At 55.6% G+C, this 15,627-nt stretch carries 13 protein-coding genes and 1 tRNA gene; 10 read left to right on the forward strand and 4 right to left on the reverse strand.

Annotated elements, in window-relative coordinates; genetic code table 11:
• Positions 1 to 7 precede the first annotated feature (7 nt).
• The 10 genes from DPEP_RS00490 (at position 8) to DPEP_RS00540 (ending at position 11,122) form a co-directional block, all read left to right on the forward strand.
• Entirely contained in the window at positions 8 to 1,318 is a 1,311-nt protein-coding gene (locus tag DPEP_RS00490) for a glycine/betaine/sarcosine/D-proline family reductase selenoprotein B (protein ID WP_476696061.1), read from the forward strand.
• A gap of 103 nt (positions 1,319 to 1,421) precedes the next feature.
• Positions 1,422 to 2,927 carry a BCCT family transporter gene (locus tag DPEP_RS00500; protein WP_005658634.1) on the forward strand — a complete coding sequence of 502 codons (1,506 nt, stop codon included), beginning with the start codon at positions 1,422 to 1,424 and terminating at the stop codon, positions 2,925 to 2,927.
• Positions 2,928 to 3,072: 145 nt separating this feature from the next.
• Positions 3,073 to 3,393, forward strand: a complete 321-nt coding sequence (locus tag DPEP_RS00505; protein ID WP_005658637.1) for a rhodanese-like domain-containing protein — start codon at positions 3,073 to 3,075, stop codon at positions 3,391 to 3,393.
• A 166-nt stretch (positions 3,394 to 3,559) separates the two neighbouring features.
• On the forward strand, positions 3,560 to 5,095 hold the full coding sequence (gene grdC / locus DPEP_RS00510) for a glycine/sarcosine/betaine reductase complex component C subunit beta (RefSeq protein WP_005658639.1): 1,536 nt from the start codon (positions 3,560 to 3,562) through the stop codon (positions 5,093 to 5,095).
• 19 nt (positions 5,096 to 5,114) lie between these two features.
• The gene (gene grdD / locus DPEP_RS00515) at positions 5,115 to 6,263 is read left to right on the forward strand and encodes a glycine/sarcosine/betaine reductase complex component C subunit alpha (protein ID WP_005658641.1); all 1,149 of its coding nucleotides are present in this window, start codon (positions 5,115 to 5,117) and stop codon (positions 6,261 to 6,263) included.
• A 110-nt stretch (positions 6,264 to 6,373) separates the two neighbouring features.
• A complete protein-coding gene (locus tag DPEP_RS00520) occupies positions 6,374 to 7,597 on the forward strand; it encodes a M20 metallopeptidase family protein (protein WP_005658643.1) in 1,224 nt (407 codons plus the stop codon).
• Positions 7,594 to 8,874, forward strand: a complete 1,281-nt coding sequence (locus DPEP_RS00525) for an amidohydrolase (RefSeq protein WP_005658645.1) — start codon at positions 7,594 to 7,596, stop codon at positions 8,872 to 8,874. The genes DPEP_RS00520 and DPEP_RS00525 overlap by 4 nt, the downstream gene beginning before the upstream one ends.
• Before the next feature lie 208 nt (positions 8,875 to 9,082).
• Entirely contained in the window at positions 9,083 to 9,880 is a 798-nt protein-coding gene (locus DPEP_RS00530; RefSeq protein WP_005658647.1) for a DUF4198 domain-containing protein, read from the forward strand.
• 49 nt (positions 9,881 to 9,929) lie between these two features.
• Positions 9,930 to 10,005 (forward strand) — tRNA-Glu (locus DPEP_RS00535).
• Between the two features lie 154 nt (positions 10,006 to 10,159).
• A complete protein-coding gene (locus DPEP_RS00540; protein ID WP_005658649.1) occupies positions 10,160 to 11,122 on the forward strand; it encodes a P1 family peptidase in 963 nt (320 codons plus the stop codon).
• A gap of 49 nt (positions 11,123 to 11,171) precedes the next feature.
• Here the strand turns inward: DPEP_RS00540 and DPEP_RS12950 are convergent, their stop codons facing one another.
• The 4 genes from DPEP_RS12950 to gcvPA all read right to left on the reverse strand — a co-directional run bounded on the left by DPEP_RS12950 (position 11,172) and on the right by gcvPA (position 15,613).
• A complete protein-coding gene (locus tag DPEP_RS12950) occupies positions 11,172 to 11,345 on the reverse strand; it encodes a putative motility protein (protein ID WP_005658650.1) in 174 nt (57 codons plus the stop codon).
• 84 nt (positions 11,346 to 11,429) lie between these two features.
• Positions 11,430 to 12,791 carry a dihydrolipoyl dehydrogenase family protein gene (locus DPEP_RS00545; RefSeq protein ID WP_005658652.1) on the reverse strand — a complete coding sequence of 454 codons (1,362 nt, stop codon included), beginning with the start codon at positions 12,789 to 12,791 and terminating at the stop codon, positions 11,430 to 11,432.
• A gap of 10 nt (positions 12,792 to 12,801) precedes the next feature.
• Positions 12,802 to 14,271: an aminomethyl-transferring glycine dehydrogenase subunit GcvPB gene (gene gcvPB / locus DPEP_RS00550; RefSeq protein ID WP_005658656.1), complete on the reverse strand. Its 1,470-nt coding sequence runs from the start codon at positions 14,269 to 14,271 to the stop codon at positions 12,802 to 12,804.
• 4 nt (positions 14,272 to 14,275) lie between these two features.
• Positions 14,276 to 15,613, reverse strand: coding sequence for an aminomethyl-transferring glycine dehydrogenase subunit GcvPA (gene gcvPA / locus DPEP_RS00555; RefSeq protein WP_005658659.1), 1,338 nt, complete (start codon positions 15,611 to 15,613; stop codon positions 14,276 to 14,278).
• Positions 15,614 to 15,627: the final 14 nt, after the last annotated feature.

The following is a 15,627-nucleotide window of genomic DNA, read 5'->3' on the forward strand; positions in this document are numbered from 1 at the left end:
GATGGCGCTGAAAGCAATTCACTATATAAACCAGTTTTTCGGTCAGGTCGGAGGCGAGGAAGCCGCCGACTCCAAACCCAGCTTCCATTCCGAGCTGGTAGGATGCTCCAACATGCTGAACCAGATGATGCCAGACGTAGAGGTAACCCATACGGTCGTCTGCGGCGACAACTACGTGACAGGTCACACCGACGAGGCCCTCGGGGAGATCATGTCGTGGCTCGAAAAACAGGAGTTCGACATATTCTTCGCCGGACCAGCCTTCATGGCAGGAAGATATGGAGTAGGCTGCGGTCTAGTATGCAAGGCCGTCAAGGAGAAATTCGACGTACCGGTCATAACCTCCATGAACGAGGAGAACCCCGGGGTAGAGCAGTTCAAGTCTGAGGCCTACGTATTCCAGGGCGGCAGGAAGGCCACCTTCATGAAGGAAGACATGGAGAAGATGGCGACCTTCGCTGAGAAGATAGCCAAAGGAGAGCCTCTCAATCCCGCCTCGGAGGAAGGCTACTTCCCCAGAGGAGTCCGTTTCGAGATGCCCCATCCGGAGGGCAGGTTGGCCTCGGACCGCGTGGTGGACATGCTCATAAAGAAACTCAGAGGGGAAAGCTTCACCAGCGAGCTGGTCATCCCCAAGATGGACAAGATTCCTCCGGCAGCGCCTCTCAAGGACCTGAGTAAGGCGACCATCGCCCTGGTGTCCTCCAGCGGAGTCGTTCCGGTGGAGAACCCCGATCGGATACAGTCGGCATCCGCCACCAAGTGGGGAAAATACGACATATCCAAGCTGGATAAACTTCCCGAAGGGGTGTTCAAGACCATCCACGCTGGATTCGATCCCGCCGCCATGTGTGCCGTCCCCGACCGTGGTGTCCCGGTCGACGCCATGAGACACTGGGAGAACGAGGGCAAATTCGGCAAGCTGTTCGACCACTACTACGTGACGGTAGGAACGGGAACAACCCAGGCCTACGCCGCCAAGTTCGGTAAGGAGATCGCCCAGGAGCTTAAGGATGCCGGGGTCGACGCGGTGGTACTTACATCCACCTGAGGCACCTGCACTCGTTGCGGTGCAACGATGGGAAAAGAGATAGAGCGCTCCGGAATCCCGGTCGTAGTCATGTGTAACCTCATCGACGTGGCCAAGACCGTGGGATCCAACAGAATGGTACAGACAGTGTCGGTCCCCTACCCCCTCGGGGACCCGGAGATGAGCCCCGAGGACGAATGGGCCCTGAGGAAACACAGGGTCGCCATCGCTCTGGACTCTCTCACCGACGAGATACAGGAACCCAAGGTCTACCCGACTAAACTCTGACGAAGCCCCCCTTCCGGGAGAGGGAGGAGCCTTATCCCTCTCCCTTTTGCCTCGCTCCGTGTCGCGAGGGGATTTTTGACAAAAAACGGAAGGAGTAGAGAGAATGAGTGCAAAAAAAGACAACTCTGTATTCGTCATATCTATGGGTATAACCATGGGAGTCGTTCTTTGGGGCCTGTTCTCCCCCGATAGCTTCGGAGCCTTTGCAGGAGGGCTTTTCAACGTCCTAACCGATAAGTTCGGATGGGGTTATCTGCTTTCGATGAACCTGTTCGTCCTGTTCTGCATCTTCATAGCCACCAGTCGGTTCGGAAAAGTGAGACTCGGTCCGGACGACTCTAGACCGGAGTTCAAGACCATGTCGTGGTTTGCCATGCTTTTCTCCGCCGGTATGGGAGTCGGGCTGGTTTTCTACGGAGCAGCGGAACCTATATACCACTTCGGATCGGTTCCTTTCGGGGCCGAGGCCGGATCGGTCCAGGCCGCCAGAGACGCCATAAGGATATCCTTCTTTCACTGGGGGCTACACCCCTGGGCGGGATATTCGGTCATAGCCCTTTCGCTGGCATTCTTCCAGTTTCGCAAGAACTCGCCCGGACTCATCAGCAGCATATTCCTGCCTCTGGTAGGCGAAAAAGGAATAAGAGGTCCCTTCGGCAAGACAGTAGACGTCCTGGCGATCTTCGCCACCCTGGCGGGGATAACCACGTCTCTTGGGTTGGGAACCCTCCAGCTTAACAGCGGCCTCAGCCAGGTATTCGGGATCCCCAAAAGCCTGATGGTACAGATAGCCATAATAGCCATTCTGGCTGTACTCTACACCGGCTCGGCTGTGATGGGGATCGAAAAAGGCATAAAGAAAGTGGCCGATTTCAATCTGCTCATATGCGGCATATTGATGCTTTCCCTGTTCCTGGTGGGACCGACTCTTCCCATAATAGAGTCGCTCATGACAGGAGTTGGAGATTACCTCTCCAACGTCGTATCCGAGAGCTTCACCATGGCACCCTACGGCGGAGAGTACAAAGGATTTTTGAGCAGCTGGACCCTGTACTACTGGGCCTGGTGGATCGCCTGGGCTCCCTTCGTGGGATCCTTCGTGGCAAGAATATCCAGAGGTCGTACGATTCGGGAATTCGTAGCCGGAGTTCTCATTGTCCCTGCCCTCGGAAGCTTCACATGGTTCGCCATATTCGGGACCTCCGCTCTGGATCTGGAGATAACTAAAAACGTCCAGATCTCCCAGAAGATACTGGCCGATATGTCCACCGGAGTATTCGAGATGTACGCCAACTACCCCCTCGGAACAGCCATGTCTATACTCATGGTAGTGCTCATAACGACCTTCTTCGTGACCTCCGCAAACTCGGGTACCTTCGTCCTGTCCATGTACTCTACCCACGGAGACCTGAACCCTCCGAAGAACAAGATGGCCATATGGGGAGTGCTTATGGCCGCTCTCGCGATCGTGCTCCTGATGACCGGAGGACTTCAGAACCTTCAGACCATATCCTTGGCTGCAGCTCCACCTTTCGCCATCATCATGGTGCTGGCCTGCTACTGCCTCTATAAGAGCCTTCTGAAAGAAGAAGCCGAGGGACGACTTTAAAAAACTCATTCAAAGGGGGAGAGCTGAATCGCTCTCCCCCTTTGAATGAAGAGGGTGCTTCCCATTCCATTTTGGTGTAGAATCTTGCCGTGTCGCTACACCGGAGGGAATACTCTCCGAAGAGATCTGACAGGAGGTTTTAGACATGACGGCAATCAACACCAAGGAATTTTGCAAACTGATGAAACAGGAAGGCACGTTCATAGTTGACGTCAGAGAGGCTGAACAATACGCAGACGCTCACATAAAGAACGCATTCAACATACCGTCCGACGAGGTGATCGAGTGCTCCGACGACCTTCCCAAGGAGGAGAAGATCCTGGTCGTATGCGGAGACGGTGAGACCTCCAAGACCATTGCAGAAGAGCTCAAGGGAAAGGGCTTCGACGCTTCCTATCTTGAGGGCGGAATCGAGAAGGGCTGGAAGGCATTCAAACTTCCGACCGCCCATTCCTGCGCTACCTGAGGCTAAAGCACAGATGTCTCCGGTTCGGAGACTTTAAGTTATGAAATCGATCACCATTTTTTGACGGTCTATACTATAATGGTAGCGCGAAAGACGAGAGGGGTAGGGAGATCCGACCCCTCTCGTCGTGAGATTAGAGATATCTTCAAGGAGGTCGTTTTCTGTCATGTCACGTGTCGCAATCAAAGGATCAGCTTACTGTCTCCAGCATACCCCTGAGCTGGGACTCCACTACGGCAACACTCCCTACGTCGAGCGCCATTCTCACGGCGAGTCCGAGTACCTCAAGAAGCTCCCTGAGCACGCTCAGAGTTTTGAGGAGGCCAAGGACTACGCCCCCAACATGGCCTATATAGGCACACTTCCCCTCGAGGACCTGGAAAATCAGGCCAAGCCCATGTACGAAAACCGCCTTTCCGGCGCCGACCGCTACGGAAAGTTCGGAGAGATAATGCCCGAGGACGAGTTCATCGGACTCATGGATATATGCGACGTATTCGACCTCGTATGGCTTGAGAAAGACTTCGCCGCATCGGTGAAGAAAAAACTCTCCAGCCACAAGTTCATGACCGAATCCATGCTGGCCCGTCTGGAGGAAGGCAGAGACGGAGCGGAGATAGAGGCCGACTGCGACGAAAAACACGGTGCCCTTCCCCTCTATTTCGACGGTAAGGTCGTTGGCTGCGTCAGAAGGGGACACGAGGTCGACGAGAACCTCAGCGCCCACGTCCTTTTGGAGAACATCGCCAGCAAAGCCAGCGCGGTACTATCTCTCCTACACCTCCTGCAGAACACAGGGATGAAGGCCGAGGACGTAGACTTCGTCATAGAGTGCTCCGAGGAGGGAGCCGGAGACATGTGTCAGAGGGCCGGAGGAAACTTCGCCAAGGCAATAGCCGAGATAGTGGGCTGTAAAAACGCCAGCGGATGCGACGTCAGAGGATTCTGTGCCGGACCGGTCAACGCCATGATAGCAGGAGCGTCCCAGGTCGCCGCGGAGGCTCGCTCCAACGTTGTCGTCCTCGCAGGAGGAGCGGTTCCCAAGCTATACATGAACAGCAAGGACCACGTTAAGAAGGAACTCCCCGCCCTGGAGGACTGTCTCGGAAGCTTTGCCGTTTTGATCACCCCCTGCGACGGAGTCAGCCCGGAGATGCGTCTAGACGCCATAGGCAAGCACACAGTCGGAGCCGGAGCCTCTCCTCAGGCCGTAACCCAGGCTCTTACCTGGGAGCCACTCCAGAAGGTCGGTCTCGACCTGGCCGACGTCGATAAGTTCGGGGCTGAGCTTCACATACCGGAGATAACCCTTCCTGCCGGAGCGGGAGACGTTCCTATGGCAAACATAAAGATGATCGCTGCTCTTGCCGTGATGAAGAAGTCCATAGAAAAGGCCGACATGATGAACTTCGTCAAGGAGAAGGGGCTTCCCGGATTCGCCCACACACAGGGACACATCCCTGCCGGTGCACCCTTCATAGGCCAGGCAGCCGAATGGATAAAGGACGGGAAGATAAAGAGGGCCATGATAATAGGAAAAGGAAGTCTTTTCCTCGCCAGACTGACCAACCTGGCCGACGGAGCGTCCTTCCTGATCGAGACGCCCGCCTCTGCCGATTCCGTGGCGGCGGTGAGCAAGGACGACGTCAAGAACATACTTCTGGAGGCCCTCTCCGAGATCTCCGATTCCCTGACGAAGTAAACAGGAAGGGGTATAACCTATGTCTGACGTTAAAAAACTGATCGGCGGAGCCCTTTCGGAAATAGTCGAGGCGGCCCGCACCGGTGGTCCTAGGGTAAAAGTTGGACTGATGGCTCACGGAAGCGAGCACGGCCCGGAGGAGCTCGCCATAGGCGGAAGGCTGGCTCAACAGAACAACCAGGGCGTTCAGGTGGTCATGATAGGCCCCAAGGTCGAGGGATACGAAGATCTTCAGTGGATCGAGACCGATCCCTGCGACGCCGACATCGCCAAGGCAATGGAAACCGCCATATCTGACGGAACCATAGCGGGAGCGGTGGCGCTCCACTACCCCTTCCCCATGGGAGTTACCACCATCGGAAGGGTGCTGACCCCGGCGAAGGGCAAGGACATGATAGTAGCCTCCTCCACCGGCACATCCGCCATAAACAGGGTCGAGGCCATGATAAGAAACGCCATCTACGGCATAGCCACGGCCAAGGCGGTGGGCAAAGCCAACCCGACGGTGGGGATACTGAACGTAGAGGGAGCCCAGCTGGTATTCAAGGCCCTCAACAAGCTCAAGGAAAACGGCTACGACATCACCTTCGGAGAGAGCCTAAGAGCCGACGGAGGGTCGGTCCTCAGAGGCAACGACATACTAGCCGGAGCGGTAGATGTCTGCGTATGCGACACCCTCACAGGCAACGTCCTGATGAAGATGTTCTCCTCCTTCAACACCGGAGGATCCTACGAAGCCCTCGGATGGGGTTACGGCCCCTCCGCAGGGGAGGGATGGAGTAAGGTAATATCCATCATCTCCAGGGCATCCGGAGCTCCCGTCATAGCCAATGCGGTGGCATACAACGGGGAGGTCGCCAAGGGAGGCCACTCGGAAAAGGTCGCTTCCGAGGTGGCTGCGGCGAAGAAGGCCGGACTCGAGGACATAATAAAGGGCGTACTTCCCAAGCCGGAATGCTCCGAGGAAATCGTGGCACCTCCGGCAGAGCCTACCGACGAGGAAATCCACGGAGTGGACGTCCTCTCCATAGAGGACGCTGTAAGAGAGCTCTGGAAAAACAAGATCTATGCGGAATCGTCCATGGGATGCACCGGACCGGTGGTCAAACTGCCGGGCAAACACATGGAAAAGGCCAAAAAGCTACTCGCACAGGCCGGATACCTGTAAACACTCCAAAAAAGACAAAAAGGGCCTCCTGAGGAGGCCCTTTTTGTATGGAATCCCCCGTCGATACTGTGATATAGTGACGAAGACAAGGATCAAAGGAGGGAACTCATATGAAATCGACTACAGATAGGATAAAGGAACTGATCGAGGCCACAAGAGAACGCTGTATGGAGCATTACCGCCACATACATCGTCACCCTGAACTCAGCTACCAGGAGGAGAAAACGGCGGCATACGTAGCCCAGGTACTCGAGAAACTACCTATGGACGAGATCAAAAAAAGAGTAGGGGGATACGGTCTCACCGCTCTCCTCAAGGGGAATCGTCCCGGACCGGTAGTGGCTCTCAGGGCAGACATGGACGCACTGAACATTCAGGAAGAGACGGGAGTCCCCTTCGCCTCCGAAAACCAGGGGGTCATGCACGCCTGCGGACACGACTCCCACACTGCCATGCTCCTGACCGCGGCGGAAGTGCTCTGCTCAATGAAGGAAAACCTGGCGGGAGCGGTTAAATTCGTGTTCCAGCCCGCCGAGGAGATGACTCCTCGAGGAGGGGCCCAGGGAATGATAGAGGACGGAGCTCTCGAAAACCCCAAGGTCAACGCAATAATAGGCATCCACGTATGGCCGACCCTGGCGACCGGCACGATGGGAATACAGTCCGGAGCGGTATCGGCATCGTCCGATCACCTCAAACTTACGGTCACAGGCAAATCCTGCCACGGATCCATGCCAAACCAGGGAGTGGACGCCATAGTCGCAGGATCGTCGGTCGTCATGGCATTACAGACAATAGTGTCCAGAAACGTAAGCCCCCACGAGGCAGCTGTCATAACCCTGGGGACTGTCAACGGAGGGGACCGCTATAACATCGTGCCCAGCAGAGTGGACTACGACGGAACGGTGAGATGCTTCAGCCAGGAGATTCACGAAAAGCTACCTTGTTGGATCGAGAGAACCGCCACCCACGCGGCACAGGCTATGGGAGCGGAGGTGAAGATCGACTACCAAAAGGGCTACCCCTCCACCATGAATCACCCTGAGATAGTCGAGATATGCAGAAACGCGGCGGAGAAAATCCTCCCCGAAAACGGCGTGCTACCCCCTCTACCGGTTCCTCCCGGAGGCGAGGACTTCGCCTTCTACACCCTGAAGGTCCCAGCTACCTTCGCCTGGCTCGGATGCCGCCCCGAGGGAGTCTCTCCGGAAGACATGCCTGCTCTGCACAACGATAAATTTCTGCCCGACCCTAAGAGCTTCCCCTTGGGAGTAAGCTATCTGGTACAAAGCGCCGTTGACCTCTTGGAGACGCCTTTGGAGGATATAAAATGACAACGGCTAAAAAAGAGATCCTCTCCCGTATGATCGAAAGGCGCAGAGACTTCCATCGCTATCCGGAGACGGGATGGGCCGAGTTCAGGACGACCGCCGCCATCGCCACTATTATGGAATCCCTCGGATGGGAAATCCAATTCGGAGGAGACTTCGTAGACCCCGAAACGGTCATGGGAAGAACCATAGACCCCGAGGCCGAGATGAAACGAGCGATATCTCAGGGGGCGGACCCGTCCATGGTGAAGAGGACCGGAGGCTACACCGGCCTGAGCGCAGAACTGGATACAGGGCGCCCTGGCCCCATCACCGCCCTGAGATTCGACATAGACTGCGTCGACACCGACGAATCCCACGCATCGGATCATCTCCCGGTCCAGGAGGGCTTCCGATCCCAAAACCCCGGATGGATGCACGCCTGCGGTCACGACGGACACACAGCCCTCGGACTGGCCTTGGCCGAAACCCTGACCGCCGAGAGAGGAAATCTTTCGGGCAAGATACGGCTGCTCTTCCAGCCAGCAGAGGAAGGAGTCCGAGGAGGGTACGCCATGACCCAATCGGGACTTCTTGACGACGTGGACCGATTCGTGGCCCTCCATCTGGGACTGGGCCAGCCGACGGGAACGATCTTCGGAGGGGTAAGAGGGTTCCTCTGCACCACCAAATTCGACGTGGACTACACCGGCTCCGGGGCCCATGCCGGAGGAGAGCCCGAGAAGGGGAAAAACGCACTCCTCGCGGCAGCGACAGCGGCTCTGAACCTCCACGCCATAGCCCCCCACTCTGGAGGGGTAACCAGGCTCAACGTGGGGGTCCTCAACGCCGGAGAGGGAAGAAACGTAGTTCCTCCCAAAGCCCACATGAAGATAGAGACCAGAGGAGAGACCAACGAAATAGCAAGCTACGTCTACGACAGAGCGATGCAAGTCCTCTCCGGAGCAGCTTCAATGTACGACGTAGGTATTTCCGTGGCAAAACGGGGAGAATCCATAGTAGCTGAAAGCGACCCGGAACTGGCCGATCTGGTGGTCCAAGCGGCTAAAAGCGTCCCCGACGTCTCCTCAGCCGAGAGATTCCGCAGAATGGCCGGAAGCGACGACGCCTGCTGGATGATGCAGCGAGTGCAGAGCAAGGGTGGTCTGGCCACGTATATAGGACTGGGAGCCACCACCGCCGCAGGACATCATAACGATCGATTCGATTTCGACGAAAAGGCTCTGCCCATAGGTCTGGACCTCCTGGAAAAACTCACTCTTAAACTAAACAAAATTTAAAACATCAATAAAGCAGGGACTCCGATTTTATTCGGAGTCCCTGCTTCTTGAGGTGAAATATAACTAAAGCACCTCCTTGACAAACCGTGTTACCTAAGTTAGTCTAATCGAACTAAATGGAACGACTAAGCCACAAGGGAGGTGAGCTTTGATTATCAATAAGCTTATGTCGTCAAAAATTGACAGACTAAAATAGGGAGGATATAAAATGTTCTGCTTCGACAAGAAAAAGGTCTACTCCGTTTTTATGGTAGCTGCCATCTGCGTCGCCACGACGGCGACCGGTGCTCAGGCTCACGATTTCTGGGTAAACGCCCATGACCCCGAGGGAAGCACGATCAAAGCGGATATCGCCTACGGCCACGACTTCCCTAATCCCGAGACTATCCCGGACGGGAGAACTCATCTGTTCAACCCTCTCTATCTCGTAACCCCTGAAGGTAACGTGGACATGGTTCAATCCGGAGAGAACTTCTCCTATACGGTGGAGAAAAAGCTGGACAAAGGCAGCTATATCGTGGCTGGAACCTATAAGCCCACTTACTGGTCGAAAGGCCCCGACGGAACCTGGACACAGACCAACAGAAAACAACGTCCCGACGCGGTTCACGCCGAAGAAGCCATAATGTACGCAAAAACCATCCTCAACGCAAACGGATCTCAGGACGAGAGCCTTATAACCAAGCCCCTCGGGCACAGGCTCGAGATCGTTCCTCTTAAGAATCCGGCGAAGGTCCATGCCGGAGAGACCTTCCCCGTTCAGGTTCTTCTCGACGGCAACCCCCTCAAACTGGCCAAGCTGGAGGCGACATTCGACGGTTTCTCCAGCAACAAGGAGCACAAGGCCTTCGTAGGACGCTGCGATCTCAAGGGAAGAATCGACATCGTGACCCTAAAAGACGGTTACTGGTTCAGCGAGGTCACCCACATCATAGAAAACGAGGACAAATCGATCTGTGACGAGGTAATCCTGGTAGCCACCCTGACCTTCGAGGTAGAGAAATAACCGTTGCAAAAGGCGAGAACCTGTTATAAAATACTTTTCGTCCAAGCACGGTCCCTTCGTCTAGTGGTCTAGGACGCCGGGTTCTCAGCCCGGTAACAGGGGTTCGAACCCCCTAGGGACTGCCATATGAAAGTTGGAGAGGTCGGATTTTTCCGACCTCTATTTTTTTTCCAACATGTTATCAAGGATAAGACCTACGATATTTCTATTGATTCAACTTGTTCGATAGGATAGCATCCTCTTATAGCCAGCGCTAAAAGGGCTGATCGGAGGTAGGAGATGGACCGGGAGATAAGGATAAACGAAATAGACGGCTTCGCCATAGGGCATGATCAGGACATCCAGGGAGCCACTGGACTCACCGTGATCATCTGTCCCGAAGGCGCCTCTGCAGGAGTCGACGTCAGGGGCGGAGCCCCGGGAACCAGGGAGACCGACCTGCTGAACCCCACCAACCTGGTAGACAGGGTACACGCCGTGATGCTGGCGGGTGGAAGCGCGTTCGGACTGGACGGAGCCTCGGGCATCATGAGATACCTTGAGGAAAAGGGCATCGGTTTCGACGTAGGGGTTACCAAAGTTCCCATAGTCTGCGGAGCGGTACTGTTCGACCTGACAGTGGGAGATTGGAGAGCTCGCCCCGACGGAGAGATGGGATACAGAGCCTGTCTTAACGCCTCAAACCGAAGCTGCCCGAGAGGAAACGTAGGTGCCGGAACGGGAGCCACAGTAGGAAAGATACTCGGCATGGAAAGAGCCGTTAAAGGCGGTCTGGGAACCTGTGCCGTCCAGACAGGAGACGTGAAGATAGGCGCCATCGTCGCGGTAAACTGTCTCGGAGACGTGATCGATCCATCTGACGGAACAGTCGTGGCCGCTTGCAGGACCGACTCGGGACCAGGTAACACAGAGGATATTTTAAGCCACTCCTTGGGAGACAAGAAAAACCTTTTCGCCTGCAACACCACCATAGGTGCTATACTGACGAACGCCGAGCTGACAAAAGCCCAGGCGACAAAGGTAGCGTCCATGGCCCAGAACGGATTCGCCAGAACCATGAGACCTGCCCACACCCTTTTCGACGGAGACACCATATTCACAATGGGAACCGGCGAGGTTCAGTCGGACATCAGCTCCCTGGGAGCGATCGCAGCCAGGGTTATGGAGAGAGCCGTGATCGACGGAGTCAGATCGGCCCGAGATCTTTGCGGAGTACCTTCAGCAACCGGAGAGCATCTCTAAAAAATAAGGGATTTCGGAGGCTCAGCCTCCAAAACCCCTATGCTTTGGACTAGGCCTGGATATCCAGATTACCTCCGAGTCCCATGGAGGCCATCATCTCCTGGAGCATCTGCCCCTGGGTCTCGGCAAGATCCATGGCCTTTTTCTGAACGGCAAAACCGACCTTGACGGCGGTTTCCGCCTGCTTCATTCCAGACACGCTCTGAACCATACCCATATCCATGTGCCTCACCTCCTAAAAAGGGTTCGTCCCACTATCTGTTTCGGATATAACCGAAAGGAACATAACCCAACCTCGTAGGGGGGCTCAAATCTCCTCGAGTATTCTGAAGAGAGCGTCCTTGAAACACTCGCTCAAGGTAGGATGAGGGTGAACTGTATAGGCCACCTCTTTTACGGTCAACCCTCTGTCGACCGCTAATGCCGCCTCTGATATCAGAGTGGCCGCCTCGGGGCCTATTATGTGGACACCCAACATCCTGCCGCTTTCTCGATCGGCCAGAACCTTTACGAATCCGTCGGAACGATCCATGGCCAGAGCCATACCGTTGGCGACGAAGAACACCCTGCCCACCACGAACTCCAGACCTCTCTCCATGGCCTCCTCCTCGGTGAGCCCTACTGAAGCTATCTCGGGGTCGAAGAAGATACAGGATGGAATTGCGTCGGGGTTTATCCTGTATTCCCTGCCAGCCATGTGCTCCACCGCGGATAAAGCCTGATATTCCGCCAGGTGAGCCAACATCGCTCCGCCGGTACAGTCGCCTACGGCGTAGACTCCCGGTACCGAGGTTTCCATGAATTCGTCTACAGTGATACCCTTATCGGAAAAAGCTATGCCACTCTCCTCCAAGCCGTACCCCTTCAGGATCGGGACCATGCTGGCCGCCAATATGAGCCTGTCGCAGCCGATCTCCATCGACTCACCCTGGGCTTCTCCGAATACGGTCAGCCTGCCGTCCTCCCGAGCGACCTTTTCGATGCGAAAGAAATCCACGGTGGGTATCTTCCTTTTTTTGACCAGTTGATTGACCTTCTTCTTTATCTCGCCGTCGCTGCGTCGAAGGATCTGATCCGAGTGTTTGAGCAAGGTCACTTCCTTGCCCATCTCCTTCAATATGCAGGCAAGCTCGACAGCAATGACCCCGGCACCTACGACGGCGACCGACTCGGCCCCGTCCTCGAAGGAAGGATCCCAGAGGGCTCTGTCCGTGACCGCCCAGTCGCCTCCGACGATCCCTTCAAGATCGCTTCCGGGAAAACTCAGAGGCCGAGACATAGCCCCCACCGCGATCAAAAGCCTCTTGGACTCCAGGACGACCTCGCCTTTTTCAGTGGTCACGGAAAGTCTTTTGACATCTTGAGACACGTCCGTTATACGCCCCTCTCCCTCTATCACATCGACGGAGGAGCGATTCATAAGGGTGGAAACTCCCTTTCGGAGTTTATCCACAACCTTCTCCTTTTTCTCCCACATGGCATCCAGGGAACCAAGCTTTCCGACCACGTCGGAATAGTAGGATTTAGTCGGGATACAGCCTCTGTTGAGACAGGTTCCCCCCAGTCGGTCCTTCTCCACCAGCGCGGTCTTGAATCCCTCTCGGGAGGCGAGCTCGGCAGCTCTGTAGCCGCCGGGCCCTCCTCCCAGGATAACGAGGTCGTAAATCATATAACGCTCCTTAACCTTTGTCCTCGGTCCAGCGGAGAACCGGCTTCCTCGCCGCCCGAGTCTCGTCGAGTCGGGAGACCACCGTGGTATAGGGGGCATCGTGGAAGATCTCCGGTTTCTCCTTGGCCTCCTTGGCTATCTCGATCATGGCGTCGACGAATCTATCCAGCGTCTCTTTGCCCTCGGTCTCGGTGGGCTCGACCATCATAGCCTCGTGAACGATGAGGGGAAAGTATATCGTCGGTGGATGTACCCCGTGATCTATCAGCCTCTTGGCCATATCAAGGGTGGATACGCCGTTTTCATCATGCTGTTTCTCGCCGGATATGACGAACTCGTGCTTACAGGGCACGTCCGAGAAGGGGATATCGAACTCTCCTTCGAGCTTCTTCATTATGTAGTTGGCGTTCAGGACGGCGTTCTCCGAGGCCAACAAAAGTCCTTCGGCTCCCATGGACATTATGTAGGCGTAGGCCCGCACCAGGACCCCGAAATTACCGTAGAAAGACCGGACCTTTCCTATGCTATCCGAAAGATCGAAATCCAGGGAATAGCCGTCGCCCTTCTCCACCACGACTGGAGTCGGCAGAAACGGCAGAAGCCTCTGGCTGACACCGACCGGTCCAGACCCGGGACCTCCTCCTCCATGAGGGGTGCTGAAGGTCTTGTGGAGATTTAGATGGAGTACGTCGAATCCCATATCTCCCGGCCTTATCTTGCCCAAAATGGCATTGGCGTTAGCTCCGTCGTAATAGAGCAGACCACCGGCACCGTGAACGATCTCGGCGATCTCCAGGATATCCTTTTCAAACAGGCCCAGGGTGTTCGGGTTGGTCAGCATTATGCCGGCGGTATCCTCGCCCACCACTGCCTTGAGGGCCTCTATATCCACGTTGCCTCTATCGTTGGATGCCACCTCTACCACGTCGTATCCCGCGACGGAAGCGGTAGCGGGGTTGGTCCCATGGGCGGAGTCGGGAACTATTATCTTGGTTCTCTTTCCCTCGTCTCCGTTTTTACGATGATAGGCCTTTATCAGGAAAACCCCTGTGAGCTCTCCGTGAGCTCCTGCCGCGGGCTGAAGGGTCATGCCTGCCATACCGGTTATCTCGCATAACATGGTCGACAGATCGTACATTAGCTTCAGAGCTCCCTGAACGGTCTTCTCCGCCTGAAGTGGGTGGATGTTGGAAAAACCGCACAGCCTAGCCGCGTTTTCGTTTAGCTTCGGGTTGTACTTCATCGTACATGAGCCCAAAGGATAGAATCCCTCGTCCACCCCGAAGTTCAACTGGGAGAGATTGGTGAAATGGCGAACTACGTCGACCTCGGATACCTCGGGAAGAGAAGGAGCCTCGGACCGGCGAAACGACTCGGGCAAAAGGGTAGAAGGATCTCCCGGAACGTCGCACCGAGGAAGGGATACTCCGACACGGCCCTTACGACTCTTCTCGAATATGAGTTTTTCCTGGCTGAGCATCTCTCTACTCCCCCCTCGCTACTGAGACGAAACGGTCTATCTCGTCTTTGGTTCTTTTTTCCGTAACTGCCACCAGCCAGGCATTTTCCAGCTCGGGATAGTCTTTGGAAAGATCGTAGCCTCCGATCATCCCCTCAGAGAGGAGCCTGTCGTTTATCGACTTGGGAGCCTCGTCGGAAAAGACCACGAACTCCCTGAAAAAGGGCCCGTCGAAGGCGGAACGGAACGATCCGGTCTCGATAAGCCTCTCCTTTCCATAGGCAGCCTTAAGAAGAGACTGGTTCGCCGCCTCTTTCATGCCGGACAGTCCCATGAGGGACATATGCACCGCCGAGGCTAGAGCGTTCAGGCTATGGTTCGAACATATGTTGGATGATGCCTTCTCCCGACGGATATGCTGTTCTCTGGCCTGAAGGGTCAAGACATAGCACTTCTTACCGTTGCGGTCCAAGGTCTCCCCCACTATTCGCCCGGGCATCTTGCGCATCAGTTTCTGAGTAGTGGCAAAAAATCCGAAATGAGGCCCCCCGAAATTCATGGCGTTTCCAACGCTCTGACCGTCACCTACAACCACGTCGGCGCCCAACCTGCCGGGAGCCTCAAGGACCGACAGAGCCAGAAGGTCCGACACAGCGACGAACAGGGCCTTGACGCCGTGGGCCTCGTCGGCCAGGGCTTTCAGGTCCTCCAGGGAGCCGAAAAAATTAGGAGACTGGACTATCACGGCGGCGACCTCGTCGGAGAGGTTACCCTTGAGATCTCCCATGTCTAAAGTACCGTCGGAATAGCCGATCTCCCTGACCGTAATCCCTCTGAGGCTGGCATAGGTCTCCAGAACGGCTCTACCGTGGGGATGAACCGATCGAGCGACCAAGACCACGTTTCTCTTGGTGGAAGCGCAGGCCATGAAGGCAGCCTCTGCTATAGAACTGGCCCCGTCGTACATGGAGGCATTTGCCACCTCCATGCCCGTAAGAGAGCAAACCATGGACTGATACTCGAATATGGCCTGTAGGGTCCCTTGGCTGATCTCGGGCTGATAGGGCGTGTAACTGGTGGTGAACTCCTCCCTGGAGATGATGTGATCCACCACCAGAGGGACGAAATGATCGTAGACCCCCGCTCCTAGAAAACACGTTTGGGAACAGGCATCGACGTTTCTCCCTGCCAGCTCGTTGAGATGTTTCATCAGCTCCATCTCCGACATTGGTTCTGGAAGATCGAGCTTTCCTTCGAATACGGCGGAGGCGGGAAGATCGGAGAAGAGATCGTCTACCGACCCTGCGCCGATGGTCCTCAACATCTCCGACCGTTGGTCATTGGTATTCGGTATATATCTCATACATTCCTCCGACT

The organism is Dethiosulfovibrio peptidovorans DSM 11002 (assembly GCF_000172975.1).
Classification (GTDB): Bacteria; Synergistota; Synergistia; order Synergistales; family Dethiosulfovibrionaceae; genus Dethiosulfovibrio; species Dethiosulfovibrio peptidovorans.